Annotated in this window: 22 protein-coding genes; 8 read left to right on the forward strand and 14 right to left on the reverse strand. The window is 67.0% G+C overall.

Features of this window, described 5'->3' with window-relative positions; all coding sequences use genetic code 11:
* Positions 1-47: 47 nt before the first annotated feature.
* The 3 genes from purB to ACWDPV_RS05920 form a co-directional block, all read right to left on the reverse strand.
* Positions 48-1,475, reverse strand: a complete 1,428-nt coding sequence (purB, locus tag ACWDPV_RS05910) for an adenylosuccinate lyase (RefSeq protein ID WP_348804629.1) — start codon at positions 1,473-1,475, stop codon at positions 48-50.
* Between the two features lie 152 nt (positions 1,476-1,627).
* Complete coding sequence (locus ACWDPV_RS05915; RefSeq protein WP_449742149.1) at positions 1,628-2,041, reverse strand: hypothetical protein; 414 nt, start codon at positions 2,039-2,041, stop codon at positions 1,628-1,630.
* 49 nt (positions 2,042-2,090) lie between these two features.
* Complete coding sequence (locus ACWDPV_RS05920) at positions 2,091-2,693, reverse strand: TetR/AcrR family transcriptional regulator (protein ID WP_348804627.1); 603 nt, start codon at positions 2,691-2,693, stop codon at positions 2,091-2,093.
* A gap of 141 nt (positions 2,694-2,834) precedes the next feature.
* Here ACWDPV_RS05920 and ACWDPV_RS05925 point away from each other — a divergent pair, with 141 nt between their 5' ends.
* From ACWDPV_RS05925 to ACWDPV_RS05940, 4 genes are all read left to right on the forward strand, one after another.
* Positions 2,835-3,593 (forward strand): DUF6882 domain-containing protein, encoded by a 759-nt coding sequence (locus ACWDPV_RS05925; RefSeq protein WP_449742150.1) that lies wholly within the window; start codon positions 2,835-2,837, stop codon positions 3,591-3,593.
* 234 nt (positions 3,594-3,827) lie between these two features.
* A complete protein-coding gene (locus ACWDPV_RS05930; RefSeq protein ID WP_449742437.1) occupies positions 3,828-5,918 on the forward strand; it encodes an MMPL family transporter in 2,091 nt (696 codons plus the stop codon).
* Between the two features lie 71 nt (positions 5,919-5,989).
* Positions 5,990-6,256, forward strand: a complete 267-nt coding sequence (locus tag ACWDPV_RS05935; protein WP_348804625.1) for a metal-sensitive transcriptional regulator — start codon at positions 5,990-5,992, stop codon at positions 6,254-6,256.
* Between the two features lie 30 nt (positions 6,257-6,286).
* Positions 6,287-6,715 carry a DUF302 domain-containing protein gene (locus tag ACWDPV_RS05940; RefSeq protein WP_348804624.1) on the forward strand — a complete coding sequence of 143 codons (429 nt, stop codon included), beginning with the start codon at positions 6,287-6,289 and terminating at the stop codon, positions 6,713-6,715.
* A gap of 669 nt (positions 6,716-7,384) precedes the next feature.
* Here ACWDPV_RS05940 and purD read toward each other — a convergent pair.
* Genes purD through ACWDPV_RS05960 form a run of 4 tightly spaced genes read right to left on the reverse strand, consistent with a single transcriptional unit; the run spans position 7,385 to position 13,498 of the window.
* The gene (gene purD / locus ACWDPV_RS05945) at positions 7,385-8,638 is read right to left on the reverse strand and encodes a phosphoribosylamine--glycine ligase (RefSeq protein ID WP_348804623.1); all 1,254 of its coding nucleotides are present in this window, start codon (positions 8,636-8,638) and stop codon (positions 7,385-7,387) included.
* A 23-nt stretch (positions 8,639-8,661) separates the two neighbouring features.
* Positions 8,662-9,873, reverse strand: coding sequence for a low temperature requirement protein A (locus tag ACWDPV_RS05950; protein WP_449742438.1), 1,212 nt, complete (start codon positions 9,871-9,873; stop codon positions 8,662-8,664).
* 50 nt (positions 9,874-9,923) lie between these two features.
* On the reverse strand, positions 9,924-12,221 hold the full coding sequence (locus ACWDPV_RS05955; protein ID WP_449742439.1) for an ArnT family glycosyltransferase: 2,298 nt from the start codon (positions 12,219-12,221) through the stop codon (positions 9,924-9,926).
* An 8-nt stretch (positions 12,222-12,229) separates the two neighbouring features.
* Positions 12,230-13,498 (reverse strand): glycosyltransferase, encoded by a 1,269-nt coding sequence (locus ACWDPV_RS05960; protein ID WP_449742151.1) that lies wholly within the window; start codon positions 13,496-13,498, stop codon positions 12,230-12,232.
* 147 nt (positions 13,499-13,645) lie between these two features.
* Here ACWDPV_RS05960 and ACWDPV_RS05965 point away from each other — a divergent pair, with 147 nt between their 5' ends.
* Complete coding sequence (locus tag ACWDPV_RS05965) at positions 13,646-15,784, forward strand: RecQ family ATP-dependent DNA helicase (protein WP_449742152.1); 2,139 nt, start codon at positions 13,646-13,648, stop codon at positions 15,782-15,784.
* A gap of 154 nt (positions 15,785-15,938) precedes the next feature.
* Here ACWDPV_RS05965 and ACWDPV_RS05970 read toward each other — a convergent pair whose 3' ends face one another.
* Entirely contained in the window at positions 15,939-16,364 is a 426-nt protein-coding gene (locus ACWDPV_RS05970) for an HIT family protein (protein WP_348804619.1), read from the reverse strand.
* Between the two features lie 231 nt (positions 16,365-16,595).
* Between ACWDPV_RS05970 and ACWDPV_RS05975 the strand changes: the two genes are divergently transcribed.
* Both ACWDPV_RS05975 and ACWDPV_RS05980 read left to right on the forward strand, forming a co-directional pair.
* Positions 16,596-17,600, forward strand: a complete 1,005-nt coding sequence (locus tag ACWDPV_RS05975; RefSeq protein WP_348804877.1) for a DNA adenine methylase — start codon at positions 16,596-16,598, stop codon at positions 17,598-17,600.
* A gap of 5 nt (positions 17,601-17,605) precedes the next feature.
* The gene (locus ACWDPV_RS05980; protein WP_449742153.1) at positions 17,606-18,445 is read left to right on the forward strand and encodes a hypothetical protein; all 840 of its coding nucleotides are present in this window, start codon (positions 17,606-17,608) and stop codon (positions 18,443-18,445) included.
* 12 nt (positions 18,446-18,457) lie between these two features.
* Here the strand turns inward: ACWDPV_RS05980 and ACWDPV_RS05985 are convergent, their stop codons facing one another.
* The 6 genes from ACWDPV_RS05985 to ACWDPV_RS06010 form a co-directional block, all read right to left on the reverse strand.
* Complete coding sequence (locus ACWDPV_RS05985; protein WP_449742440.1) at positions 18,458-19,867, reverse strand: sensor histidine kinase; 1,410 nt, start codon at positions 19,865-19,867, stop codon at positions 18,458-18,460.
* A gap of 131 nt (positions 19,868-19,998) precedes the next feature.
* Positions 19,999-20,733, reverse strand: coding sequence for a response regulator transcription factor (locus ACWDPV_RS05990; RefSeq protein ID WP_449742154.1), 735 nt, complete (start codon positions 20,731-20,733; stop codon positions 19,999-20,001).
* Between the two features lie 72 nt (positions 20,734-20,805).
* A complete protein-coding gene (locus ACWDPV_RS05995) occupies positions 20,806-21,291 on the reverse strand; it encodes an SRPBCC domain-containing protein (RefSeq protein ID WP_449742155.1) in 486 nt (161 codons plus the stop codon).
* Positions 21,291-22,001 carry a DUF899 domain-containing protein gene (locus ACWDPV_RS06000; protein ID WP_449742156.1) on the reverse strand — a complete coding sequence of 237 codons (711 nt, stop codon included), beginning with the start codon at positions 21,999-22,001 and terminating at the stop codon, positions 21,291-21,293. The genes ACWDPV_RS05995 and ACWDPV_RS06000 overlap by 1 nt, the downstream gene beginning before the upstream one ends.
* 87 nt (positions 22,002-22,088) lie before the next feature.
* The gene (locus ACWDPV_RS06005) at positions 22,089-23,285 is read right to left on the reverse strand and encodes a winged helix DNA-binding domain-containing protein (RefSeq protein WP_449742157.1); all 1,197 of its coding nucleotides are present in this window, start codon (positions 23,283-23,285) and stop codon (positions 22,089-22,091) included.
* Between the two features lie 2 nt (positions 23,286-23,287).
* Positions 23,288-23,686 carry a RidA family protein gene (locus tag ACWDPV_RS06010; protein WP_449742158.1) on the reverse strand — a complete coding sequence of 133 codons (399 nt, stop codon included), beginning with the start codon at positions 23,684-23,686 and terminating at the stop codon, positions 23,288-23,290.
* A gap of 517 nt (positions 23,687-24,203) precedes the next feature.
* Here ACWDPV_RS06010 and ACWDPV_RS06015 point away from each other — a divergent pair.
* Positions 24,204-25,466 carry a DUF222 domain-containing protein gene (locus ACWDPV_RS06015; RefSeq protein WP_449742159.1) on the forward strand — a complete coding sequence of 421 codons (1,263 nt, stop codon included), beginning with the start codon at positions 24,204-24,206 and terminating at the stop codon, positions 25,464-25,466.
* Positions 25,467-25,629 lie beyond the last annotated feature (163 nt).

The following is a 25,629-nucleotide window of genomic DNA, read 5'->3' on the forward strand; positions in this document are numbered from 1 at the left end:
TGAGGAAGCAGTGACCGCGGCGGCACCGTCGAGCAGCGCCACTCGCCCTACAGAATCGGCGCCGGGCTATAAGCCGCAGCCTCCGGATACTCCCCGATGATCTTCTCCGCAGCAGCGATCACGTCGGCCACCTGCCTGCCGGCCGCTCCGACGAAGGCTTCCTTGTCCTCGAGCAGGGCGTCGAGCTGCGCCCGATCGAGCGGGATGCGGTCGTCGGCGGCGAGCCGGTCGAGCAGGTCGGGTTCGCGACCCTCCTCACGCATCGCGAGGGCCACGGCGACGGCGTTCTCCTTGATCGCCTCGTGGGCGGCCTCGCGGCCGACCCCGGCGCGCACCGACGCCATCAGCACCTTGGTGGTGGCCAGGAACGGCAGGTAACGGTCGAGCTCGTTGGCGATCACGGCCGGATAGGCACCGAACTCGGCGAGGACGGTCAGGAAGGTCTCCATCAGGCCGTCGATGGCGAAGAAGGCGTCAGGCAGTGCGACGCGGCGCACCACCGAGCAGAAGACGTCCCCCTCGTTCCACTGGGCGCCGGCGAGTTCGGCGGCCATCGAGGCGTAGCCGCGCAGCACCACCTGCAGTCCGTTCACGCGTTCGCAGGAGCGGGTGTTCATCTTGTGCGGCATCGCCGACGACCCCACCTGCCCCGGCTGGAAACCCTCGGTGACCAGCTCGTGGCCGGCCATCAGGCGGATGGTGTGGGCGAACGACGACGGCCCGGCGGCCACCTGCACCAACGCGGAGACCACGTCGTGGTCGAGTGACCGCGGGTAGATCTGGCCGACCGAGGTCAACGACCGCGCAAATCCGAGGTGCCCGGCCACCCGCGATTCGAGGTCGGCGAGTTTGCCTGCGTCACCGTCGAGCAGGTCGAGCATGTCCTGGCTGGTGCCCATCGGCCCCTTGATGCCGCGCAACGGATAGCGGTCGATCAGCTCGGAGAGCCGGGTGAGCGCGATCATCAGTTCGTCGGCGGCCGACGCGAATCGCTTGCCCAGGGTGGTGGCCTGCGCGGCGACGTTGTGGCTGCGTCCGGCCATCACCACCGTCGAGTACTCCGCGGCCCGCTCGACGAGGCGTGCGAGCACCGCGACACCGTGGGCGTGCACGTACCGCAGGGACTGCAGGATCTGCAGCTGCTCGACGTTCTCGGTGAGGTCGCGGCTGGTCATCCCCTTGTGGATCTGCTCATGCCCGGCCAGGGCGTTGAACTCCTCGATGCGCGCCTTCACATCGTGGCGGGTGACGCGTTCGCGGTCGGCGATCGATGCGAGGTCGATGTCGTCGACGACCCGCTCGTAATCGGCGATGGCCGTCTCGGGTACGTCGATGCCGAGGTCGCGCTGGGCCCGCAGCACGGCGATCCAGAGGCGGCGTTCGGCCGCGATCTTGTTGGTCGCCGACCAGATCTCGACGAGATCGGCCGATGCGTAGCGGCTCGCGAGGACATTGCTGATGACGGGTTTCGGCACGTCAACAGTCTAGTGTCTGGTGTTTGGTATGTGGTTTCTGGTGTCGACGCCGCGATCAGCGGAAACCGCGAGCGCAGTGCTGCACTACAGGGCGAGCACGGCGGTGCTAAAGGGCAAAGCACGGCGGTACTAAAGGGCGAAGCACGGCGGTACTAAAGGGCGAAGCACGCCCAGCCCGAGCCGTAGCCCTGATGCACGGGTGCGGTCACAACGGGACCCTTGACGCCGTTCTGCACCGCATAGAGCGTGCGCTTGCCCTGGTGCCGAGGAATCCAGTCGACGGTGGCCACGAGCTGGTAGGCCTGTGCCTTGCCGATGAACAGCGGCTTCTGTCCCTGGCCCTGCTCCCAGAAGTAGACCATTCCGGACGCGTTCACCGGGACGACGAGTTGATAGGTGCAGCCGGTGCCGTAGACGGCCGAGGAGAAGGGGACACCCGCATCCACCTGCCCGGACGGGGCCGCCGCCGCCGATCCGGCGCCGATCAAACCGGCCGCGGCCACCGACGCCGCCGCCATCGCCGTCACGGCCCACCGTCGCATCCGATACGTCATACCTTCTCCCATGTCCTCCCCTGACCCGGCCACCGTGCCCGACGACAATCGTTGCTGCTCTTCATCTTCGAGGTGCCAGGATATCGACGACACCGCCGAGTGCCGCGCGTGCGGCCGCGAACGGCGATTCGGCACCGGAGCCCAACGTCCCGACGACCGCACCATCCTCCACCGCGATGAGCCATCGCACCTGCTCCGGCTCCGATCGCCGCCCGGACTTCTCGAGCACCTCGCCGTGCAACGCCGACACGTGTTGCCGACGCTCCTCGACGACCTCACGCAGTCGTGGGTAGCGCGCGGCGAGGGTGATCAACTCGTAGCGGGCCGCGAGTTCCTCGATCGGGGTGTCGACGCCGACGAACACCTCCGACAGCACCTCCGCGGTGGCGCCGACGCCGCGTCGGCGACGGGTCACCGCCGCACCCCGGGCGGCGATCGCCTCGTCGGCGTCCCGCGTCACCTGACGAGCGGCCTCGGCCATCAACTCCTCGAGAGAGGCGAAATAGTAGGTGGTCGATGCCAGCGGCATCTGGGCACGATCGGCCACGGCACGGTGCCGGACGGCGTCGAAACCGCCCTCGAGCAGCAGGGAACCGGCAGCCTCGATGAGTTGAGACCGTCGCCTCGTCCCCTTCGGTGTGGCCGCCGATGTCATGGCGACCATGCTGCCAGGGTGATCTGCGCCACTGCGCCCTTTTCGTGGATCCGCGCCTCGATCCGCGGCCCGCGCAACGTCCCGGACGCCGGTCGGTTGATCACCCGACAGCCGGTCCGCGGCGGGTCCACGCGCATTAGCGTGAGCGGCATGCATCTGGACGGTTTGCGCGCGGTGGCCGATTGCGGCGCCTGGTACGCGCGGCTTCGACGCGACATGTTCGACGCCTTCCTGGCACGCGAACTGGGCGAGTGCACCGCGACATTCACCGGCACGCGGGTCGTCTTCACCTCCGTCGACGACCCGCGGCGCCTCGTCGAGACGCACGCCTCGCTGGTGGCGACGCTTGCCTCCGACGCATCGAGGGCCCGCTGGGGCTGGGCCGTCGACGCGGGTCCGACCGACCTGTCCACCGCGGAGTTGCGCCGGGCCGCAGAACGACTCGGGCTCACCGCGATGTCGGTTCCGGAGATGCCCATCGGACCGCCGCAGCACCCAACCGGCAACGTCCTCGACACCCTCGGCACGACGCTCGGCGCGGTGGCCGTGCAGCTCCTCGGACGTGGTCCCGACATGTGCGTCGTCCGTCCCGACGGCGGCCGCGACGTGGTCCTGCTGACCGACGTCGCTCTACCCGAACCCACCTTCGCCGACTTCGTCGCGGCCCTGCCGGATCTCCTCGCCGACGTCGAGGTCGGCGATCACCGGGTCGCGGTCCACGGACTCGCCGCACGTCGGGGATGGCACATCCGGTGGCAGACGCCGGGACCGGCCGAGGCCACCCACCGTTTCGACGTCACCGAACCGGGCGCGTCGATGTGCCTGGTCTCCGACGGTCGCGCGGTGACCCCGCTGTGGTTCGATCGCGCCGGTCGCGGGTTGACCGAAGCCGCAGAACTGTCCGCCTGATCGGCCCAGAGCTTCCCGCTCCGCCGCGTTCTCCCCTCGCATGTCCGAGGTACGGGCTTGGGCTTGCCGTTTTGATACCCCTAGGGGTATGTTGGCCACACCCATCCGATACCCCCATGGGTATGCTCGTGAGGAGAGAACGTGGCCACCAGCAAAGAGCTCGACGAATCACCACCGCCGACGGCACCCGAGCCGTCGGGGACGTCGACCCCGACGACATCATCACCCGGCCCGATGGCCCGGCTCGGTCTCTGGACCGCCACCCACCGCGGCTGGGTGTTCGCGGTGTGGGCGATCCTGGTGATCGGACTCGGTGCGGCCGCACCGAGTGTGTTCAGCTCGCTGGCCGGCGCCGGATGGCAGGCCAACGGGTCGGAATCGGTCGCGGTGCGCGATCTCGCCCAGGAGCACTTCGGCGGGAACTCCTCGGCCGCGGTCCAGGTGGTGATCCACTCCGACGACCAGCAGATCTCGAGCCCCGCGGTGCAGCAGGTCATCGCCGAGATCACCGAGGTCGCACACAGTGATTCGCGCTTCGCCGCGGTCGTCGCGCCGCAGCCGGGCATGACGATCAGCCAAGACGAGCACACCGGAGTGGTCATCATCGGCGCGAACGCCGACACCGACGCCATGGTCAAGGCGGTCGACGACCACAAGGAAGCACTGACGGCGTTGTCCGGCAACGGAATCGACGTCTACCCCACCGGGGCGTCGGCGCTGTGGAGTGACTTCAACAAGGCCAACCACGAGGCAATGATCAAGGCGGAGATGTTCTCCTGGCCGATCACCCTGGCGATCATGGTCGTCGCATTCGGTTCCCTGGTCGCAGCCGGACTTCCGTTGCTGCTCACCATCGCCGGGCTGGTCGCCTCGGCCGGCGGTCTGGTCCTGTTGAACACCGTCACACCGATCTCGGTGTGGGCCATGAACTTTGCCATGATGTTCGCCCTCGCCCTGGGAATCGACTACGCGCTGTTCATGGTGTCGCGGTTCCGTGCGGCGATGGTCTATCACGACACCCCGAAGCACGCGACCGCCGAGACGATGGACACCGCGGGTAAGGCGGTTCTGCTGTCGGGCCTGACGGTCCTGGTCAGCCTGTCGACGGTGCTACTGGTTCCCGCACCCGCGGTGCGCACGATGGCGGTCGGCATCATGCTGGCGGTGATCTTCGTCCTGGCCGCGACGATGACCCTGCTGCCCGCCGTGATGGCGGCCCTGGGCCCGAAGGTCAACGCCGGATCACTGCCGTGGGCCCGCAAGCAACAGCATCGCTCGCACCTGTTCGGCAAGTGGGGTGAACTGCTGCATCGTCATCCGTGGCCGTTCGCCGTCGTCTCGCTGGCCATCCTGATCCTGCTGGCGCTGCCGGTTCTGGGTCTCAAGGTCGCGATGCCGTCGATCAACGTCGTCCCCTCCGGCGCCCCGGTGCGCCAGGGCTATGCGATCGTCGCCGAGAACATGGGTCCGGGAGCACCCGGCGCCCTGCAGATCGTCGTGCCGCAGGCCGATGCCGCGGCGACGGCCGCCGCGGCCGCGCAAACCAAGGGCATCGCCATGGTCACCCCGCCCCAGAACGCTACCGACGGTTCCGGATACGCGATGATGCAGGCCATTCCGTCGGTCGATCCGTCGGATGCTTCGATGAACGACATCCTGTCCCGGCTACGCGAGAACGTGCCGGCCGATGCCCTGGTCGGCGGTGCCCCCGCGGAGAACATCGATCTGCAGACAGCGCTGAACGACTGGTTCCCGGTGATCGTCGCGGTGATCCTGACCCTGGGCTTCCTGTTGCTGCTGATCGCACTGCGCGCGCCCGTCATCGCCCTGCTGGGCACCCTGGTCAGCCTGCTGTCGACGGCCGCGGCCTTCGGCGTCGCGAAGCTGATCTTCCAGGACGGCCACGGCGCGGGACTGCTCGGTTTCGAGCCCCAGGGCTTCCTGGACGGCTGGGGTCCGGTGTTCTTCTTCGCGATGATCTTCGCCATCGCCATGGACTACACCGTCTTCCTGCTGGCCACGGCCAAGGAGCACTACGAGAAGTCGGGTGATCCGCGGTCCGCCCAGATCGACGGTCTGGCCTACTCCGGACGCATCATCTTCGCCGCGGCGGCGGTCATGGTGGCGGTGTTCTTCACCTTCGCGTTGGCCGATCCGCTCCCACCGAAGGAGATGGGCATCATCCTGGGTGTGGCGGTGTTGCTCGACGCCACGCTGATCCGCCTGGTACTGCTGCCGGTGCTGCTCCGGATCACCGGACATGGCGCCTGGTGGACCCCGCGCTGGCTCAACCGCATCCTGCCCAACATCTCGTTCAGCCACTGATGCAGAGCGACCGGTAGTCATACCCCAAGGGGTATGATGGATGCAAGTCAGCACGACAGAAAGGTCAGCCAATGGTAGGCGACGACGAAGCAATCGCAGTGGTTCTCAACCGACTGCGCCGGGCACATGGGCAACTCGCCGGTGTGATCTCGATGATCGAAGACGGGCGGGACTGCAAGGACGTGGTCACCCAGCTCGCCGCGGTCTCCAAGGCACTCGACCGCGCCGGTTTCAAGATCGTCGCCACCGGCCTGCGCGAGTGCCTCACCGGTGACGACGCCACCGGTGAGCCCATGACCCAAGAACAGCTTGAGAAACTGTTCCTCGCCCTCGCCTGAGGCGAGCCCATCCAGAGAGTAGGAGTTCCGATGGATATCGCGATCGCCACCACCCTGCCCGACACCGGCTTCGCCGAGGCCGTCGCCCGCACCCGGGAAGCGTTGGCACAACAGGGTTTCGGTGTCCTCACCGAGATCGACGTGACCGCAACGATGAAGAACAAACTCGACGAGGACATCGAGAATTACCTGATTCTCGGTGCGTGCAATCCGCCGCTGGCCCATCGCGCCCTGGGCGCCGACCGGCAGATCGGGTTGCTGCTGCCCTGCAACGTCGTCGTCCGCGACGACACCACCAACCCGGGATCGGTCATCGTCGAGGCGATGAACCCGGATCTGATGGTGCAGTTGCGGGACGCACCCGGACTGCCCGAGGTGGCCGCCGACGCCGCGACCAAGCTGCGTGCGGCGATCGCAACCCTCGACGCCGGGGTTCCGGTGGCCGAAGGGAGCGCCTGACATGTGCTACCCGGTGCGATGTGCGGTTTGCGGCAAGATCACCTGGGACGGCTGCGGCGCACATGTCGACGACGTCCGCGCGACGGTCCCACCGGAGCAGTGGTGCGACGGCCGGCATCAATCCGCCGGAATCGGCGGATAACCACGCGGTCAACGATGTTCGTCGACGGCCGGGGAATCCATCCCCGGCCGTCGACGGCGTCCGGGGTCTGCACGACGTCAACCCGGCGGGAAGGAAGACAGCCAGTGCCTTCGGAGTTGCTGAGCTCTTGTCCCGTTGGGGAGATCCGATCGATCCACGTCCGGTTCCCCGGCGGTACCACGACGAATTCGGTGACCGTCTGCCGCAACTCATGCTCGACAGGTGGCGGGAGATCGGCTTCGCCGGAGTCGTCGACACCTGGCTGAGCGGAATCGAAGTACCCGAAAGTCATCGGGGCAACCATATTCCGCTGTTCCGCAACGCTTTTGGCAAGATCTTCGGCTTCACGCCCGAACTCGGCCCCACGATCACCATCGACCCACTGTCATCGACGATCGTTGCGGAATCACCGTCCCCGCTTCGGGGTCGACGGTGGCTCGACCTCGAACTCGCGCATCGGCGCGCTCGAGGTCCCGACAGTCTCCGCCGTGTGAGCAGGTCGACGCCGACGGTGCCCGGTCGGACGACTAAAGCGAGATCCGGCCCTCCAGCGCGGCCAGGCCGATGTCGGTCCGGAAATGGGAACCGGGGAGCTTGATCCCGGCGACCCGATCGTAGGCCTGCGCCCGCGCCGCGGCCAGATCGGCGCCCACCCCGACCACCCCGAGCACACGACCGCCGGCGGAGACGACCTCTCCGTCGGCGTCTCGTTTGGTACCGGCGTGCAAAACTCCCTCGCCGTCGGCACCGGTGATCACGTCGCCGGTGCGCGGCGTCGACGGGTAGTTCTCGGCCGCGATCACCACGACCACCGCGGACCCGTCGGCCCATTCCAGCGGCGGCAGGTCGGCAAGCGTTCCGGAGGCGGTCGCCTTGAGCGCCTGTCCCAGCGGGGATTTCAGCAATGCCAGGACCGCCTGGGTTTCCGGATCGCCGAAACGACAGTTGAATTCGACCACGGCCGGGCCGTCGGCGCCGATCGCCAGGCCGGCATAGAGCAGCCCGCTGAACGGACAGCCTCGTCGCACCATCTCGGCGGCGACCGGCTCGACGACGTCGGTGACGATCTGCCGGGTGACCTCGTCGGGCAGCCACGGCAGCGGCGTATAGGCGCCCATGCCACCGGTGTTGGGTCCGGTGTCACCGTCGCCGACCCGCTTGTGGTCCTGCGCGGGGATCAGCGGGACCACGGTCTCCCCGTCGACGAGACAGAACAGGGAGACCTCGGGACCGTCCAGGAAACTCTCCAGCAGCACCGGGTGCCCACTCTCGAGACATTCGGCGGCATGATCGCGGGCGGCGGCGCGGTCGGCGGTGACCACCACGCCCTTCCCGGCGGCGAGGCCGTCGTCCTTGACCACCCAGGTCGGTCCGAAGCGGTCGAGGGCGGCGTCGAGGTGGGCCGGGTTGTCGACGGTCTCGGCGTGCGCCGTGCGCACCCCGGCAGCGGCCATGACGTCTTTCGCGAAGGCCTTGGAGCCCTCGATCCGGGCCGCCTCCCGGGACGGACCGAAGGTAGCGAATCCGTTCTCCCGCAACGCGTCCGCGACGCCGAGCACCAGCGGAACCTCGGGGCCGATGACCACCAGGTCGGCGGCGATCGAGGTGGCCAATGCCACCACATCGTCGGACGAGGTGACATCGACGGTGTGGTTGGTGGCCACCGTCGCCGTACCGGCGTTACCCGGCGCGACATGCAGATCGGTGACCGACGGGTCGTCGGCGAGTCGCAGGAGCAGGGCATGTTCGCGGCCGCCCGAGCCGATCACGAGTACGCGCACGTCCATGACTCTAGCGGCCGGCGTCATTCGACGTCGACGCCGATGTCACGCAGGGCGTGGGCCCGCCGCGGCACCCCGGCGATCTCGTCGATCACCGCGATCGACACCGGTGCGAGCGCGATCACCACCACCGCGGCGATCAGCGAGACACCGGCCGCGGCCATCCACACCCCGGCGACGAGAAGGACCAGGACGCTGACCCCACCGACAACGGTGACCGGCTCGAAGGGCAGCAGGTAGTTGTACAGGGTCAGCATGCCGAGGCAGTAGATGCCCAGCGGCACCGCCACGCAGGCGACCACCGCACCCGGGGAGATGCTGGCCTCGTGCTCGCTCCACAGTGCGGCCACCTCCAATCCGGCTCCGGTGGCCGCCGCCGACATGAAGATGATCAGGTGGCCGTAGCCGAAGCCGAAGCTCTTGTCCCGATGAGCGTGGAGGGCGTCGCCGATCGGAACGGTGAAGTAGATCCACCACATGCCGAAGGTCACGACCATCGCCGCGAGTCCGAACACCGCCGCCTCGACCGACCACCCCTGTTCCTCGACGACTGCCTGCAACACCGCGACGGTCGCGACGATCCCCTCACCGAGGGTGATGATCGTCAGCAGGGAGTAGCGCTCGGCGATGTGATGCGGATGCCACGGGGTTGGCTTGACGCGGGTCTCGGCGATCACCGGGCCCATCAGTTCGATGAGTGCACAGACCAGGATCGCCACGATGGTCGGCCACAGTGCGAGAGGGATGATCGCGACGATCACCCAGGCGATCTGTGCGGCGAGCACCGCGGTGGCGTAGGTGAAGCAGGTCTTCCGATACTCGGGACTCTGCAGGCCGGCACGTATCCACTGGGTGAGCAGTCCGACGCGCATCACCACGTAGCCGATGACCAGCACCCTGATGTCGACGTGCTCGTTGTGATCGATCGAGCTGAACACGGGGGCGACGCCCAGTGCCAGGATCGCCACGCCCACCATCTGGATGAGCACGACGCACCGGAAGAACCAGTCGTCGGTGTCGAAGGCCGAGGCGAACCAACTGAAGTTGATCCACGCCCAAATGCCCGCGAAGGTACACAGCACGTAGCCGAAAACCGCGGTGCGGTAGTGCCCTTCGGCGAGGTAGTGGGCCATCTGGGTGCCCGCGAGGGAGAAGATGACCACGAAGACGAGGTCGTAGAACAGTTCCAACCCGGTCGCGGCCCGCTCCTCCTGGAGCGGGTCGCGACCGGTCATGCGGGTGAGACGATGCCCGATTCGAAGTGCCACATCGGCACTTTAGCCAATCACTTCGGCGCGGTCAGGTCGTACAACGTCACGTTGTCGATGATCGACGAGGTGAAGTTCTGCTCCACCCATTCGGTGATCTGCGACGAGGTGCCCTCGGAGCCGCCTCCCATCATGCCCCGACCACTGGCGATGAAGTAGTGGATCTTCTTCTCCTCCACCAGTTTCTGGAACTGGGCGAGCGTCGGCGACGGGTCGGTCCCGTTGAAGCCGCCGATCGGCATGACGGAGTACCCGGTCTCGAGTTGGTAGCCGGAGGCGGTGTTGGATCCGATCGCGGCGGCCACCCAGGTGAACTGATCGGCGTTGCGCTGCAACGTCGAGACCATTTCGGCGCTGGGTTTCGAGCCCATCAGGAGGCCGCCGGCCGGGCCGTTCATGCCGCCCATACCCGTGTAGCCGCCGCCCTGGCCCGTTGCACCGGGCATCTGGTTGCCTTGCATCTGGCCCTGGCCGAAGCCGCGGGGCACCTGACCCTGGCCACCCTGACCACCGGGCATGCCGGGCATCTGGCCCTGGCCGAAGCCGCCGGGCGGCATGCCCGGCATCTGACCGTTCTGTTGGCCGCCGTTCTGTGGGCTCCCGTTCTGTTGGCTCCCGTTCTGTTGGCCCCCGGTCCAGCGGTTACCGCCACGCCCGGGTCCGCCGAAGCCGCCCGGTCCACCGCCCTCGACGGTCGGCCCGGCCGAGATGATCGAGCCTTCTTTGGCGGTGGTGATGGTGTCGACGGTGTAGGCCAGCGGTCCGGCGAGCGCCGCGATGAGTGACAGCGCCACCGCGACCGCACCGAGGTAGGCGCGATGCGCGATGAGCATGACCGCGCCGCCGACGAGACCGAGGAACAGTACGATCCACCGCAGCCACGGAACGAAGTCCGGTGAGCGGTCGAGCAGCACGAATCCCCAGATGGCGGCGAACCAGACCGCCGCCGCCAGCAGGATTCGCACCCAGAGGGTGGCCCGGGCGCGCCAGGCCACGGCACCGCCACCGGCGAGCACGGCGGCGACCGCCGGCGCCAGTGCCGCGGTGTAGTAGCTGTGGAAGATGCCGGCCATGAAGCTGAAGACGGCCATCGTCACGATCAGCCACAGGCCCCAGACCGACAGGTAGGCGCGGCGCATGTCGGTACGCGCGGCGCGACCGATGATCACCAGAGCGCCGATGCCGAGGATCAACGCGCTCGGGATCAGCCAGGCGATCTGTCCACCCTGGGCGGGTTCGAACATCCGCAGAATGCCTGTCTCTCCCCACATTCCGCCACCCGGGCCGCCGCGGCCGCCCGGACCGCCGGGGAAATATCCACCGGGACCGCCCATTCCGCCCATTCCGTCGGCGTAGGCACCGTACCCACGGTTCCCACCACCGGGCATGACACTGCCCCGCTCGTTCCCGTTGAGACGACCGAAACCGTTGTAGCCCAACGTGAGTTCGAGGATGGAGTTGTTCTGCGAGCCACCGATCCACGGACGTGACGACGCCGGCCACAACTCGACCGTGAGAATCCACCAGCCGGCAGACACGATCATCGCGGCCAGCGCGGCCAACAGATGCCACACCCGCTTGAGCCACCCGCCCGGCCCGAATGCCAGATACGTCAGCGCCAGCGGCGGCACGATCAGCATCACCTGCAATTGCTTTGTGAGAAAACCGAATCCGACGAAGACGCCGGTCAGGATCATCCAGCGCAGACGACCGTCCTCACAGGCCCGAAGACATGCCCAGGTCGCCGCCACCATGAGCAGGACCAGCAGCGCCTCGGGATTGTTGAAGCGGAACATCATCGCCGCCACCGGCGTCAACGCCAGAACGACACCGGCGAGGATGCCGGCCCAGTGCCCGAGATACCGGCGGGTCATCCAGTACAGCAACGCCACCGCGGCCACACCCATCAGGGCGTTGGGCACCAGCATCGCCCAGCTGTTAAGGCCGAAGATCCGCACGGAGATACCCGGAATCCACAGCGACGCAGGCGGTTTGTCGACGGTGATCGAATTCGCCATATCCGACGAGCCGAAGAACCAGGCCTTCCACGACTGCGAGCCGGCCTGGATGGCCGCGGCGTAGAACGAGTTGGCCCAGCCGTTGATCGACAGGTTCCAGAGATTGATCAGCGCGGTGCCGACGATCAGGGCGACCAGCGACAACCACTTCCACAGCGTCGGCGGATCGGCGGGCACCGAAACAGGGCCACGGCCCCGGGAGGAACTCTCCGGGGCCGCGGCATCTTCGGTGACGTCTGCCGATTCGGTTGTGGCGATGGAATTGTCGGACTCTTCGGGTGAATCGGGTTGACTCATCATCTCTCTCACTGGGCCGGTTGCGGCGCGGGGCGGTGCATGTGTGATCGGAAGACCCACCGTAGCCCGACGAATCGGGTGGCGGTGGCGACGAGGTTGGCGATCACCAGGACGAGCAGTTCGATGTGCTTGCCGGCGTCGGGCGCGAAGTAGTGCAATGCGACGAGCGAGAGCGACGTGACCGCCCACCCGAACAGGAAGACGCCGAAGCCGAAGAACTGGTGCTTGACCGCATCCTCACGTCCACGGACGCCGAAGCTGAACCGGCGGTTGGCCGCGGTGTTGGCGATGGCCGTCACCGCGAGCGCGACGAAGTTCGACACCTGCGCGCCAAGAAATGAATGCAGGAGCAGGTATAGAACGGCGTAGGCGACGGTGGAGGCGACTCCGACGACGCAGAACCGGGCGAGCTGACCGACCATGCCGTGCGGGACGCCGTCGAGGGCGGGTCCGGGGGCACGTTCCCGACCGATGGTGGAGCGCAGTTCGGCGATCGGCAGCCGGCCGGTGCTCAGCGCATAGCCGACGCGGGCGCATCCCTTGAGGTCCTCGACCGCGGTGGACACGATGTCGACGGTGCTGTTGGGGTCATCGGTCCAGTCGACCGGAACCTCGGCGATGCGCAGCCCGATCCGTTCGGCGAGCACCAGGAGTTCGGTGTCGAAGAACCAGCCGGTGTCCTCGACGTAGGGCAGCACCTGCCGCCCGATGTCGGTGCGCATGGCCTTGAATCCGCACTGGGCGTCGGAGAACTTCGCCCGCATGGTGGTGCGCAGGATGAGGTTGTAGGAACGCGAGATGAATTCGCGTTTGGGGCCGCGGACCACGCGGGCGTCCCTCGACAGTCGGGTGCCGATGGCGACGTCGGAGTGTCCGGAGATCAGCGGCGCGATCAACGGCATCAACGCGTTGAGGTCGGTGGACAGGTCGACATCGCAGTAGGCGACGATCTGCGCGTCGCTGCGGCTCCACACGGCCTTGAGTGCCCGGCCGCGCCCCTTCTCGTCGAGGTGCGCAACGCGGATGCCGTCGAGTTCGTCGGCGATGTGGGATGCGATCGCGACGGTCGAGTCAGTGCTCGCGTTGTCGGCGACGGTGATCCGCGCGGCGAACGGCACGTTGACGCGGAGATGTTCGTGCAGACGATGCAGGCACTCGGCGATGTCGAGTTCCTCGTTGTAGACGGGGACGACGATGTCGAGGACCGGAGCTGGTGCGGAACTGTCGGCGACCACCGTGATCGGGGCGGCGGCCTGCGGAAGCGCTTCTGTGGTCATGGCTACAAGCTTGGGCTCGCCCCCTGGGGCCACTCTGCGCCGAAGCTGCCAGTCTCCTGTGAGCCGCCACCAGCGTCGAACGGCGCCCACGATGCCCGATCCACGCAGGTCAGGGCGATGTCGGAGCATGACGATAGATTTAGGCGCATGTCGGGAACCGCACTGTCTGATACCGCCGCTGCCATCGCGGATGCCGTGATCACCAGCCTCGCCGGTCCGGACGCGCGCCTGCGGGACGACCAACTCGAGGCGATCACCGCGCTGACCACCCGGCCGGCGGCCCGGGTGCTGGTGGTGCAGGCCACCGGGTGGGGGAAGTCGGCGGTGTACTGGGTGGCCACCGCGATTCTCCGGCGCGATTCGGCGGGCGGGCCGACTCTGCCCGGCGCCGGGAGCGCAGCGAGCGGGCCGACTCTCATCGTTTCGCCGTTGTTGTCGTTGATGCGTGATCAGGTGGCGGCGGCGGGGCGAGCCGGGTTGACGGCGGCGACGCTGAACTCGTCGAATATCGACGAGTGGGATGAGATCGAGGCGTCGTTGCGGGCGGGCGAGATCGACGTGTTGCTGGTGTCACCGGAGCGGCTGGCCAATCCCGGATTCGGGCGCCGGGTGCTCGACGCGATGGCCGGGCGCCTGGGTTTGCTGGTGATCGACGAGGCTCATGCCATCTCCGACTGGGGCCACGATTTCCGGCCCGACTATCGGCGCGTCTCGGATGTGTTGCAGTCGCTGAATCCGGCGACACCGGTGCTGGCCACCACGGCCACCGCCAACGAGCGGGTCACCGCGGATGTGGCCGCGCAACTCGGTGGGCAGACGTTGGTGTTGCGTGGTTCCCTCGCGCGGAAGTCGTTGCATCTGAACGTGATCGACGGACTGTCACCGATTCAGCGGTATGGCTGGGTGGCGCAGTATCTGCCGGAGCTGCCGGGGTCGGGCATCGTGTATGTGCTCACCGTCGCCGACGCCGATCGCCTCGTCGGCGCCATCCGCGCGGTGCACGGCGACGATTACCCGGTCGCGGCCTACACCGGGCAACTCGAGGGCGATACCCGTCATCGACTCGAAGATGCGTTGTTGCGCAACGAGATCAAGGCGTTGGTGGCCACCTCGGCGTTGGGGATGGGATATGACAAACCCGATCTGGGGTTCGTCGTCCATGTGGGTTCGCCGCCGTCGCCGGTGTCCTATTACCAGCAGGTGGGTCGCGCCGGGCGTGCGCTCGACGACGCGGTGGTGATGCTGCTCGCCTCGGCCACCGACGCGCGGATCTGGGAGCACTTTGCCACCTCAACCATTCCGGAGCCGACGCGGATGGCGGCCGTGCTGGACGCGTTGAACTCGTCGCCCGAACCGATGAGCGTGGTGGCGTTGGAGGCGCAGACCGGTCAGCGTCGTGGCCGAATCGAGTTGATGCTCAAGCAACTCGCAGTGGACGGCGCCACCGAACGCGGCCCGGACGGATGGTCGGCGACGGGGCGGGATTGGACCTTCGACGCCGCGCACTACGACGGTGTGCTTGCCGTTCGACGCCGCGAGGCCGACATCATGCGCGACTACGTGGCGGGCCGTCGATGCCTCATGCAGTTGCTCACCGAGTCACTCGACGATCCGGCGGCCGAGCCGTGTGGCCGGTGTTCGGTGTGCCTGGGACATCTCACCGACCCGCTCGCCGCGGATGTCGACGCCACCGTGATCCGGTCGATCACCGCGTCGCTACGACAAGCGGCCCAGGTGCTCGAGCCACGCAAGATGTGGCCGGCCAAGAACGACTTCGGGCGGCGCGGACGGATCGCGGCGGCGGCGGCCGCCGAACCCGGGCGGGTGCTGGCGCACGCCGATGCGCCCGAATGGACGGATCTGTTGGCCGCGGCCCGCGATCATGACGAGCAGGCGGTGGCCGATCTGGGCGATGCGGCGGTCGCCACGCTGGCGGCGTGGGGTCGCGAATCGGGTCTGCGCCCGGAGGTCATCTGCTCACTGCGCCTGGGCGGCACATCCCTGGCCGAGGACGTCGCAGCGTACCTGTGTCGCGTCGGCAAGCGCGACGGCACGTCGTTGCCGGTGCGCCTGGGCGACCCGCCGCCGCGCGATGCCCCCGGCACCGTCGAGGCGGGGTACTGGCATGACCATCTCGGGCCGGCGCCCACCGAGGTCGCCGGCCGTTCGGTGCTGCTCGTCGTCGACGAGTCCCGCTCCGGTTGGGCGATCACCCTGGCGGCCGCACTGCTCCGGGAGTCCGGCGCAACCGCGGTGTTGCCGTTACTGATTCACCGGACGGTGTAGCGCGCTGACAGCGCCCGCCGCATCGCTGACAGCGCCCTCTCCACCGTTGACAGCGCTCTCGACGGTGCTGACAGCGCCACGCAGCGGGATCACCGAGCGCTGTCAGTGATCAGGTGAGCGCTGTCAGTGATCAGGTGAGCCGCGGGGCTTCGCCTCAGTCGTCGACGTATTCGGTGTAGCCGGTGGCGCGCAGGGCCGCCCGGATCTTGTCGGCGTCGGCGTCGAGTTGTTCCGGGGTGATGTCCTTGCGGGCGTTGCCGAGATCGAAGGTGTCCATGCTCAACGCCGGAAACACGTGGATGTGCACGTGCGGTACCTCGAGGCCGGCGATCAGCAGGCCCATGCGCGGTGCGTCGAAGGCCTCCCGTACGGCACGGCCCACCTTCTGCGCGACGTCGGCGAGGTGGGTGAAGGACGCGGTGTCCATCTGCTCCCAGTGATCGACCTCTTTGCGCGGCACCACCAGCACGTGGCCGGGGGTGACGGGCTCGATGGTCAGGAAGGCTACGGCCTGACCGTCACGCCAGACGAATCGACCGGGCAGTTCTCCGTTGATGATCTTCGTGAATACCGACGACATGACCCACAGTCTAGGGCCGGACACCCCACCGACAGTGGTGTTGGGGCCGATGTTCGGGGCGTTCGTCTCACCACGACGACCGGAGTTCACCGACGTGTTGATCTTTTGTTGTCGGAGGTCCGTGACATCCTGTGTGCTGTGAGTCGCCGAGCCTTCGATCCCGCCCGTGGTGCGCCCGCCGCTTCCGTCGACATCGTCGATGCGGCGCAGCGCTTCCCGCGGCTTCGCTACATGGGCTCGAAGTACCGACTGCTCCCGCACCTCGAACGCGCCTTCGCCGAGATCGGCGGCGCGACGGCGGTCGATGCGTTCTCCGGCTCCGGTGTCGTCTCGTACCTACTCAAGGCGCAGGGCTTTGCTGTGGCCAGCAACGATTTCCTGAACTTTCCGCACATCATCACGCGCGCGACGGTCGCCAACTCCTCGGTGCGGCTCGAACCCGATCTGATCGAGGAGATCTGTGGTCCCCCCGCCGACGACCGCGACTTCATCTCCTCGACGTTCGACGGCCTCTACTTCGACGCCGACGACCGCGCTTTCCTGGATTCGGCGTGGTCGCATATCGATCGGCTGCGCGGCTATCGACGCGACCTGGCCATCGCGGCGCTGGTGCTCTCGGCGGCACGCAAACAGCCACGCGGCGTGTTCACCTTCACCGATTCCACTCGCTACGCCGACGGCCGACGCGATCTGCGGATGTCGTTACGTGATCATTTCCGTCTCCGGTCGGCCGCCGAGTACAACGCGACGGTGTTCAGCAACGGTCTGCGCCATCACAGTTCCTGCGGCGATGTCTTCGACTTCGACGCCACCGCGGCCCTCGGGGGCGCCCCGGATCTGGTGTATCTCGATCCGCCCTACGCCCCGCCCACCGACGACAACGACTACATCAAGCGCTATCACTTCCTCGAGGGTCTGTCGGCGTACTGGCAGGGCATGACCATCATGGAGAACACCAAGACCAAGAAACTGCCGAAGCGGTTCACCCCGTTTGCCTACAAGCGGACCATCGAGGACGCCCTGGTGCGGACGTTCGAACATTTCCAGGACGCCGGCGCGATCGTGCTGTCCTATTCGTCGAACGCCCTGCCGGACGCCGATCGCATCACCGACCTGCTGGGCAAGGTGAAACCGTCGGTGGAGGTGATCGCGATCGACCACAAGTACAGTTTCGGCACGCACGCCGCCGCCACCCGCCGCGACGTCAACGAGTACCTCTTCATCGGACGCGACTGACCGCGATGGCCGACGCACCGGATTTCGACGAGTACCTGAAGACATTGGGACGCTTGACGTCTCACGTGGACCCGACGGCGTCGACGCCGGAGGCCGAGCACATCGCGGCCGCCACGGCCGGTCTCGGCGAACTCCTCGACACCGATATCGCCGGCCTCGCCGCGTGGGTCCGGGAGAATCCCGGCGACGTCCCGGTCTTGGGTCTGGCGATCGGACTGTCGCAGGAGAAGCTGAAGAATGTGCTGCGCGACCGATTCGACACGTCCGGCTGGCATGGCCTGGCGCGCAGCCGTCCGGTCGAACTGGTGACCTGGCTCGACGAGGAGTTCGATCTCGTCCGCATGCTGGCGGCGCAGATGCACCGGACCTATTCCTTCGCCGACATACTCGTCGCCCGCGCGGGTACCCGCCTGACGGCCACCCGGGCCGGGGCGTCGGGCCGCCGGATCGAAGACGAGATCGAGGACATCGCCCGCGACCTCGGCCTCGACTACACGACGCGATCCCGGTTCTCCGGCCGCAACGGACGCACCGCGCCGGCCGATCTCATCGTCGGCGATCCGTCGAGACCCGACATCGTGGTCGCGGCAAAGGGTTTCGATTCCACCGGGTCGAAGCTGACCGACGCGGTCCGCGAGATCGAGGAGATGGCCGAGGTACGTTTGCCACGCCAACTCGTGTTGGCGGTGATCGACGGGATCGGCTGGAAGTCACGTCAGGCCGATCTGCGTCGCATCCATCAACTCTGGGCGGACCGTCAGATCGACGGGATGTACACGCTGGTCACCCTCGACCGCTTCCGGGACGACCTCACCGACTTCGCCCGGCTACGGCAGTTGATCTGAGCAACCGCCACCTCAGTCGGCCAGGCGCGGCAGCCGCACCCAGAAGCAGGCACCCGATCCGGGCGTGGAGTCCACGCCGACGCGACCTCCGTGCGCACCGACGAGTGCGGCGACGATGGACAACCCCAAACCGCTGCCACCGCTGCCCTCACCCCGTGAGCGTGAGCTGTCACTGCGGTAGAAGCGTTCGAAGACGCGGGCACGTTCATCGGAGTTCAGGCCCTGCCCCGTGTCGGCGACGGTGACCACGACATCGCCGTTGCCGGTGGGGGATTCGTCGACGCCTACTCCGACGGTGATCGATGCGTCGTCGGCGGTGTGCATCACCGCGTTGTTGACGAGATTGCGGATCACCTGCACGAGCCGGGCCGAATCACCCAGCACCACAGGAGGTTCGGCCGATGGGATGACCTGCAACCGGATGTCGCGATCCGGCGCGGCCGCCCGCGAGGCCTGCACGGTGTCGGTCGCGAGCATCAGCATGTCCACCGGTTCGGAGAGCAGCGGACGTTGCGCGTCGAGCCGGGCGAGCATCAAGAGGTCCTCGACGAGGAGGGTCATCCGGCCCGCCTCGTCGTCGATGCGGCGCATCGCGTCGCCCGCGTCGGACACCGCGCCCTGCCGGTACAACTCGGCGAAACCCTTGATCGAGGTGAGCGGGGTCCGCAGCTCGTGGCTGGCGTCGGCGACGAATCGTCGCATCTTCTCCTCGGACTGCCTGGCCTGCTGTTCGGACGCGGCGGTGGTGGCGAACGCGTGCTGGATCTGCCCGAGCATCGTGTTGAGTGAGGCCGAGAGACTGCCCACCTCGGTGTTCTGCGGTCCGGGGGCCACCCGCATGTTGAGGTTGCCGGCGGCGATCGCGTGGGCGGTCTCCTCCACGCGGCGCAGCGGTCGCAGGCTGGATCGCACCAGCAGATAACTCAAGACGCCGAGCACCGCGACGACCGCCGCCCCGATCCCGAACTGTAGCCACATCAATCGCGACAAGGTCTTGTTGACGTCGGTCAGGGGTGTCGCGACGATCGCCGCGCCGTCCGGTCCGGTGGTCTTGACCACGCGCCACTGCGGCCCGTCACCGACGGAGTCGACGGTCGTCGGCGCCACGTTGGAGTCCGTCAGGCCGGAGACATCGGGTTCGGCGCTGAAGTCGGCAGCGTTGGAGATCACCAGACCGGAATTGAGTGTCGTCATCACAAAGTAGGGCGAGGGGGGACGGCGGGGACCGATCGGCGGTCCCTGCGAGGAACCCATGTCGGGGTTGCGGGGTTTGGCCCACCCCTCCGTCGCCGACACCAGCCCCTGGTCGGTGCGCGACATGAGATCTGAGCGCATCGCCGATGTCACGGCGATTCCGGACACCAGCAGTCCCACGGCCACCAGGATGAGGGTCAGTCCGACCAGCGAGATCCGCAGCGGCACGCCGCGGAGGCGTTTCGCCCCGGTGACAGTCGGGGCTGCCGCCGCCGCGCTCGATGCGGATGCCGTGCCGGACCGTACGTGCGACGCCGGGCCTCGTGCACCGGAGTGCACCGTGGCGCTCGGGCCAGCGGTCACCGCGGCTCCCGCATGACATATCCGACACCGCGCAGCGTGTGGATCAGTGGTGTGACGCCGTAGTCGAGTTTGCGTCGCAAGTACGAGACATAGGATTCGACGACGTTTACCTCACCGCCGAAGTCGTAGTTCCAGACGTGGTCGAGGATGCGCGGCTTGGACAGGACCGTGCCGGCGTTGACCATGAAGTACCGCAGCAGGGTGAACTCGGTCGGCGACAGCGAGATCAGCTTGCCGGCCTTCCACACCTCGTGCGTCTCGTCGTCAAGTTCGAGATCGGCGAAGGTGACCCGCGAGGTCTCTTTCGCGCGCTCGTCGAACCCGCTGCGCCGCAACAGAACCTGCAGACGCGCCACGACCTCTTCGAGACTGAACGGTTTGGTGACGTAGTCGTCGCCGCCGATGGTGAGGCCGTTGATCTTGTCCTCGATCGAGTCCTTGGCCGACAGATACAGCGCCGGTGCGGCGATACCGTCGGCGCGGAGTCGGCGCAGCAGCCCGAATCCGTCCATTCCCGGCATCATCACGTCAAGGACGAGGACGTCCGGTTTGAAGTTGCGGCACCGGTCGATCGCCTCCGGGCCACCCGCCGCGGTCTCGACCTCGTACCCCTGGAACTTCAGCGACACCGACAACAACTCACGAATATTCGCCTCGTCGTCGACGACGAGGACTTTCGCTCCCTGGCCAGATTCATTCACGCCTATCACCTCACACCTCCAGTCTGCCATGAGCCTGGACTTTGACTGGGAGCTTTCTGTGAGGTCTGACCTGCGGCGATGAGTGTGTCCGGGTGCCGGCCGTCAGCCTGCCGTGAGGGCGGCGTCGAGCGCCGCCAGGGACTTCTCCAGGAATTCCGGTCCGAACGGCGGCATGCCGCCGATGTCGGCGCGCACGGATTCCGGGGTCCGTGACCAGTCGTAGGTGAGGGTGACCCGGGTGCCGTCGGCCTCCGATGCGAGGTGATAGCGCCACTCCCATCCACCGGGGCGGTGTCGACCGGCGTCGTCGATCTCGCCCGGCAGCCACGCGATGTCGGTGTCGGGAACGATCTCGCTGACGCGGTTGTGGACGACGTAGTGCCCGTCGGCCTTGTCGAAGTACATGTTCATCGCGAAGATCTGCCCGACCTCGGTGAGCGAGGCGGTGTCCACGGCGTCACGAACCCAGTCCGACGGCTCGGTGTCCTGATGTCTCGTCGGATCGCGCAGCAACGCGAAGACGTCCTCGGGCGCGGCGTCGACGAACCGCGAGACGACCATGGTCTCGGCTGCTTGGGAGGTGGTCATCAGGAGTCCTCTCCGTAGAAGTGCGCGATGTCGGCCGAGTCCGCCCAGCCGGAGTAGGTGGGTCGTTGCGGCCAACCGTCCGGCGAGTCCTGCCATTCCTCTTGCCTGCCCCACGGCAGCACGTCGAGCAGCGCGAAGCTGTGACCGAGTTGTTCGGTGCCGCGACCGTTGGTGTGCCAGGTGCGGTAGACCCGGTCGCCGTCGCGGAGGAATACGTTGATCGCGAATCCCTCGCCGGGTGCGGCGTCGACCTCGGACCCGAAGGTGGTGCCGGCTGCGGAGAACCATTCCATCCGGTTGCCGACGCGACGCCGGTAGGCCAGCGCCTCGTCGATCTGGCCGTTGGTCACGATGACGAATCGGGCGTCATAGTTGTCGAGGAACTCCAGCCGGGTGAACTGCGAGGTGTATCCGGTGCAGCCGGGGCACTGGAACTCTGCGCCGTCATTCCACATGTGGTGGTAGGTGATCAGCTGGGATCGGCCGTCGAAGATCTCGGCCAGGCTGATCGGGCCGTCGGCGCCGGTCAGGGTGTGGTTGGTGACCTCGACCATCGGCATGCGTCGTCGTTGGGCGGCGATCGCGTCGAGTTCGCGGGTGGCCGACTTCTCCCGGCGACGCAGGTCGTCGAGGGCCGTGCGCCAGGCGGCGTCATCGACCACCGGCGGCATCGCCTGCGGGTTCTTGGGCGTGGACAACTGGTCGTTCATGGCGGACTCCTCACCGTCGATGCGTGGTGGCCGCAGGCGTGACAACCGCGGCCCCGTACAGAGACCGACCGGTTCGGATCGCAGAACTCATCGCTGCTCTCGCAATCCGCGGACGAACGGGGCCGGGTAGCCGGGCCGGATCTGGGCGCCACCGAGCCAAGTGGCCAGTTCGTCCGCCCGATCGTCGACGGCGCGACGAGCGCCGGCGGGCAGCTTCTCGAAGAGATGCACCCGGATGCTCGTGTCGTCGTCGCGGTACCAGCCACCGACGATGCGACCGTCCCACCACACGGTCTGGCCGCCGTTGCCGTTGCGATCGAAGATGTGCTCGCCGTGTGGCCCGAGGTAGAAGTCGCGGATCTTGTGACCCATCGTGGTGGAATCCAGTTCCGGCAGCAGGACGGCCTGGGGTTCGAGATCATCGTCGTCGGGCGAGACGACGTCCTCGGCGAGGACGTACCCCACCGAGCCGTCGTCGAGTTCGACCTCGGCGATGTCGAGTTGCGCCAACGCCTGCCGCACCGCAGCCTTGGTCGAACCCAGCCACCACACCAGGTCGGATTCGGTGCCGGGGCCGAAGGACGCGAGCCAACGACGGACCATCGCTGCATACGCGGTCGCGGGATCGGGCGGATCGAGTTGCTCGCCGAGCCAATCCCGCATGGACGACCACGAGGGTCTCGACATATGCCATCCCGCCGAATTGGGTCCTCGCACAATGTCTCCCGCGGCACTCATCATGTTGATGATGCGCGGCAACATCGGGTTCGTGCCGCCGTACGACTTTCCCGGGCTCACGATGACCGTCCGGTTGAACTCGGGCAGGCGCTCGCGTATCTGCGACGATGTGAGAGTGACGCCGTCGACGAGTTCGGCGGCGACCGCCGTGCGCGCCGCGTCGATCCATCCGTCGGGATCGGTGCACCACTCGCTGCGGCGGAGATCGCGGAGCATGTTGGTGCGTTCGGATGCCGTCACCCGGGGGCCCACGGCACCCACCGCCTCCCGCAGGAGGTCGCGAGGAAACACGAAAAGCGTTCGGCGCATGGCCAACTGCTTGACCAGACTCCGGTCGACGTAGAGCGCGTCGTCCATCGATGCGGACGTAAATCCGTCGATGCGCGCCCACGCGGCGAGGTAGACGGTCGACGGTGTGGTGGAATGCAGGCCGACCATCGATTCGGCGGTCTCGACGACGGACGTCGCGCGTGTGTCGGCGGCCAGTCGGTGGCGGCGTAGCAACCGGTTTCGGCGGGCGCGGTCGGTGACTCTGGGACGCGTCATGATCACCCGTGCGGCGGTGCGGCGACCGCCTCGATCTCGACGAGTTGACCGTCGTACGGAAGTACGGTGACACCCATCATCATTGCCGGAGGAACGGTCTCGAACTCGGCGACCACCGCCTCCCACGCGACGTAGAGATCGGCCTGAAGTCGTTCCGCCACATAGATGGTCAGCTTGGCGACGTCGGCAAACGTGGCGCCCTGCTCACCCAGCACGGCCGCGAGGTTCGCCAGACATATCCGCGTCTGCCCCACCACATCACCGAATGCGCCGACCGCGCCGTTTTCATCGAGCGGACTGATACCCGCGGTGAAGATGAGCGACCCCGGCGACACCGTCGCGCTGTAGGGAAACCCACCGTCGTGCAGAACTGATGACCCATTGAGCCGTACTCGAGACATGCCGCCACTGTAGCCGCCCGCACCGACAATCCGGACCCGTTCCCATGTCGCCACTGACAGCGCTCGCCTCTTCGCTGACGGCGCTCTCGATATCGGTGACAGCGCTCTGGATCACGCTGACAGCGCTCTCCTCATCACTGACAGCGCTCTGTATTACGTTGACAGCGCTTTCGATTCCCTTGACAGCGCTTTCGATTCCGTTGACAGCAACCCAGTTTCGGTCGCGGCGACCTCACCCCACCGGTCGAGCCGACCCCATCCCGCCGGTCGAGCCGACCCCATCCCGCCGGTCGAGCCGGACGGAGCGATAGCGAAGTCCGAGTCGAGACCACGCAACCCAACGCTGGAATCTTCACCACCACAACACCTCCCGCGAAATCGACGCCCCATACCACACCCCACCGACAGAAAAATCCGGTCGACGACGAGTTATCCACAGACCAAACGTTATGCACAGCAACAGGATTCACGAAACTGACCCTTGCCACGAACGGATATCCGGCGTACTGTGGTGAACATGATACCGGGGGAACTTGACACCACCATCGACTTCTTATCCGAACTCGACTACACCAACCGCAGCCTCACCCGCGACAACGCAAAGCACGCACTGCACGCCATCCTGCTCATCCGCAATCTCGTCGACCATCATGCGAGTGTGCTTGTCGGACTCTGCGATCACCTCAAGGTCGCAGAGAACGAGGGCCGCAAACTTCAAGAGCTACTACACGAATGGGGTGTCGCCCCGGCCTCGGCGTCTCGCATGATCCGACTGGGCACCACACCCGACATCGAGCGAGTGCACCGCCACACCGCGCTGGGCACGCTCTCGGCCGAACACGCCGACGCCATTGTCCGAGGATTGGCGCACATCGAGAAACGATCCGGCGAGCCCGTCACCACCGAAGAACGCGACGCCCACAGCATTGCCCTCCTCGGGCACGCCACCGCCGGGTTCACACCCGCCGAAATCCGCGACTACGCCAAAAGCCGAGGAAATCAGCAGGCCGATGACACCGACGGTTTACCCGCCGCTGAGGACCGTTCGATCAACACCCTGGACTTCCACGATTCCGATGATGGACGCCTCACGGTCACCGGCGATCTGCACGCCGTACTCGGGGAGAAGTTGAGGACGGCGATCGAAGTGTTGTCGGCGCCACGACCCCAACCCGACGGATCCCGCGATCCGCGTTCCGCGGGTCAGATGCGTGCCGACGCATTGGAGATCATCCTCGACACCGCCGCCCACGCAGCCCGAGGCGAGCACTGCGACGACGGACCACGCATGCCCACCGAGTTGGTCAACCTCACCATCCCCACCGGCACACCATCGTTGGCGTCGTTGCAGTTCATGGGATCGGTCACCGAAGCCACCGCCCGCAAACTGTGCTGCGACGCCACCGTCGGCGTCATGATCGTCAGCAAAGACGAGGTACCACTATCGCTCGGGCGCACCATCCGCTTGTTCAACCGGGCCCAACGACGCGCCCTGGCGCACCGGGATAAGGGGTGCATCAAGTGTGGAGCACCGCCCTCGCGGACCCAGGCGCACCATATCGTCCACTGGGTTGACGGCGGCGAAACATGTGTGGAGAACGGCGCTTTGCTCTGTTCGGCCTGTCATGACGATGTCCACCATAACGGATGGGACGTCGTCATGGGAGCCGATCACCACCCGTGGTTGATTCCACCGGAAAGTGTTGACCCGCAACGCAGGTGGCTGCGGTCGTATCACCGCCGGACCATGACGTTGGATGGATTGCCGGGTGCGGCATGATGATTCGGTTCCAGCCTTGGCTTGCGGGGCCTCCTTGCGTTGAGCTCCGTCGAAACGACACGGCTCGACCGACGGGCAAGGGCTCGACCAACGGGGTAAGACCCTCGCCCACAGATAGATAACAGACCAACCAACCCGCACCCGGCTCCGGCCGGGACCGCAT

Source organism: Gordonia sp. NPDC003504 (genome assembly GCF_053587995.1).

Coding starts and splice junctions, on each gene's coding strand:
- ACWDPV_RS05935 (WP_348804625.1), top strand. CDS start 5,990: ATGGTAGGCGACGACGAAGCAATCGCAGTGGTTCTCAACCGACTGCGC.
- ACWDPV_RS06010 (WP_449742158.1), bottom strand. CDS start 23,686: ATGTCTCGAGTACGGCTCAATGGGTCATCAGTTCTGCACGACGGTGGG.
- ACWDPV_RS05965 (WP_449742152.1), top strand. CDS start 13,646: ATGTCGGGAACCGCACTGTCTGATACCGCCGCTGCCATCGCGGATGCC.
- ACWDPV_RS05970 (WP_348804619.1), bottom strand. CDS start 16,364: ATGTCGTCGGTATTCACGAAGATCATCAACGGAGAACTGCCCGGTCGA.
- ACWDPV_RS05980 (WP_449742153.1), top strand. CDS start 17,606: ATGGCCGACGCACCGGATTTCGACGAGTACCTGAAGACATTGGGACGC.
- ACWDPV_RS05925 (WP_449742150.1), top strand. CDS start 2,835: ATGCATCTGGACGGTTTGCGCGCGGTGGCCGATTGCGGCGCCTGGTAC.
- ACWDPV_RS05990 (WP_449742154.1), bottom strand. CDS start 20,733: ATGGCAGACTGGAGGTGTGAGGTGATAGGCGTGAATGAATCTGGCCAG.
- ACWDPV_RS05950 (WP_449742438.1), bottom strand. CDS start 9,873: ATGACCGGTCGCGACCCGCTCCAGGAGGAGCGGGCCGCGACCGGGTTG.
- ACWDPV_RS05975 (WP_348804877.1), top strand. CDS start 16,596: ATGGGCTCGAAGTACCGACTGCTCCCGCACCTCGAACGCGCCTTCGCC.
- ACWDPV_RS05930 (WP_449742437.1), top strand. CDS start 3,828: ATGGCCCGGCTCGGTCTCTGGACCGCCACCCACCGCGGCTGGGTGTTC.
- ACWDPV_RS05995 (WP_449742155.1), bottom strand. CDS start 21,291: ATGACCACCTCCCAAGCAGCCGAGACCATGGTCGTCTCGCGGTTCGTC.
- ACWDPV_RS05920 (WP_348804627.1), bottom strand. CDS start 2,693: ATGGTCGCCATGACATCGGCGGCCACACCGAAGGGGACGAGGCGACGG.
- ACWDPV_RS06000 (WP_449742156.1), bottom strand. CDS start 22,001: ATGAACGACCAGTTGTCCACGCCCAAGAACCCGCAGGCGATGCCGCCG.
- ACWDPV_RS05940 (WP_348804624.1), top strand. CDS start 6,287: ATGGATATCGCGATCGCCACCACCCTGCCCGACACCGGCTTCGCCGAG.
- ACWDPV_RS05960 (WP_449742151.1), bottom strand. CDS start 13,498: ATGACCACAGAAGCGCTTCCGCAGGCCGCCGCCCCGATCACGGTGGTC.
- ACWDPV_RS06015 (WP_449742159.1), top strand. CDS start 24,204: ATGATACCGGGGGAACTTGACACCACCATCGACTTCTTATCCGAACTC.
- ACWDPV_RS05955 (WP_449742439.1), bottom strand. CDS start 12,221: ATGAGTCAACCCGATTCACCCGAAGAGTCCGACAATTCCATCGCCACA.
- ACWDPV_RS05915 (WP_449742149.1), bottom strand. CDS start 2,041: ATGGGAGAAGGTATGACGTATCGGATGCGACGGTGGGCCGTGACGGCG.
- ACWDPV_RS06005 (WP_449742157.1), bottom strand. CDS start 23,285: ATGACGCGTCCCAGAGTCACCGACCGCGCCCGCCGAAACCGGTTGCTA.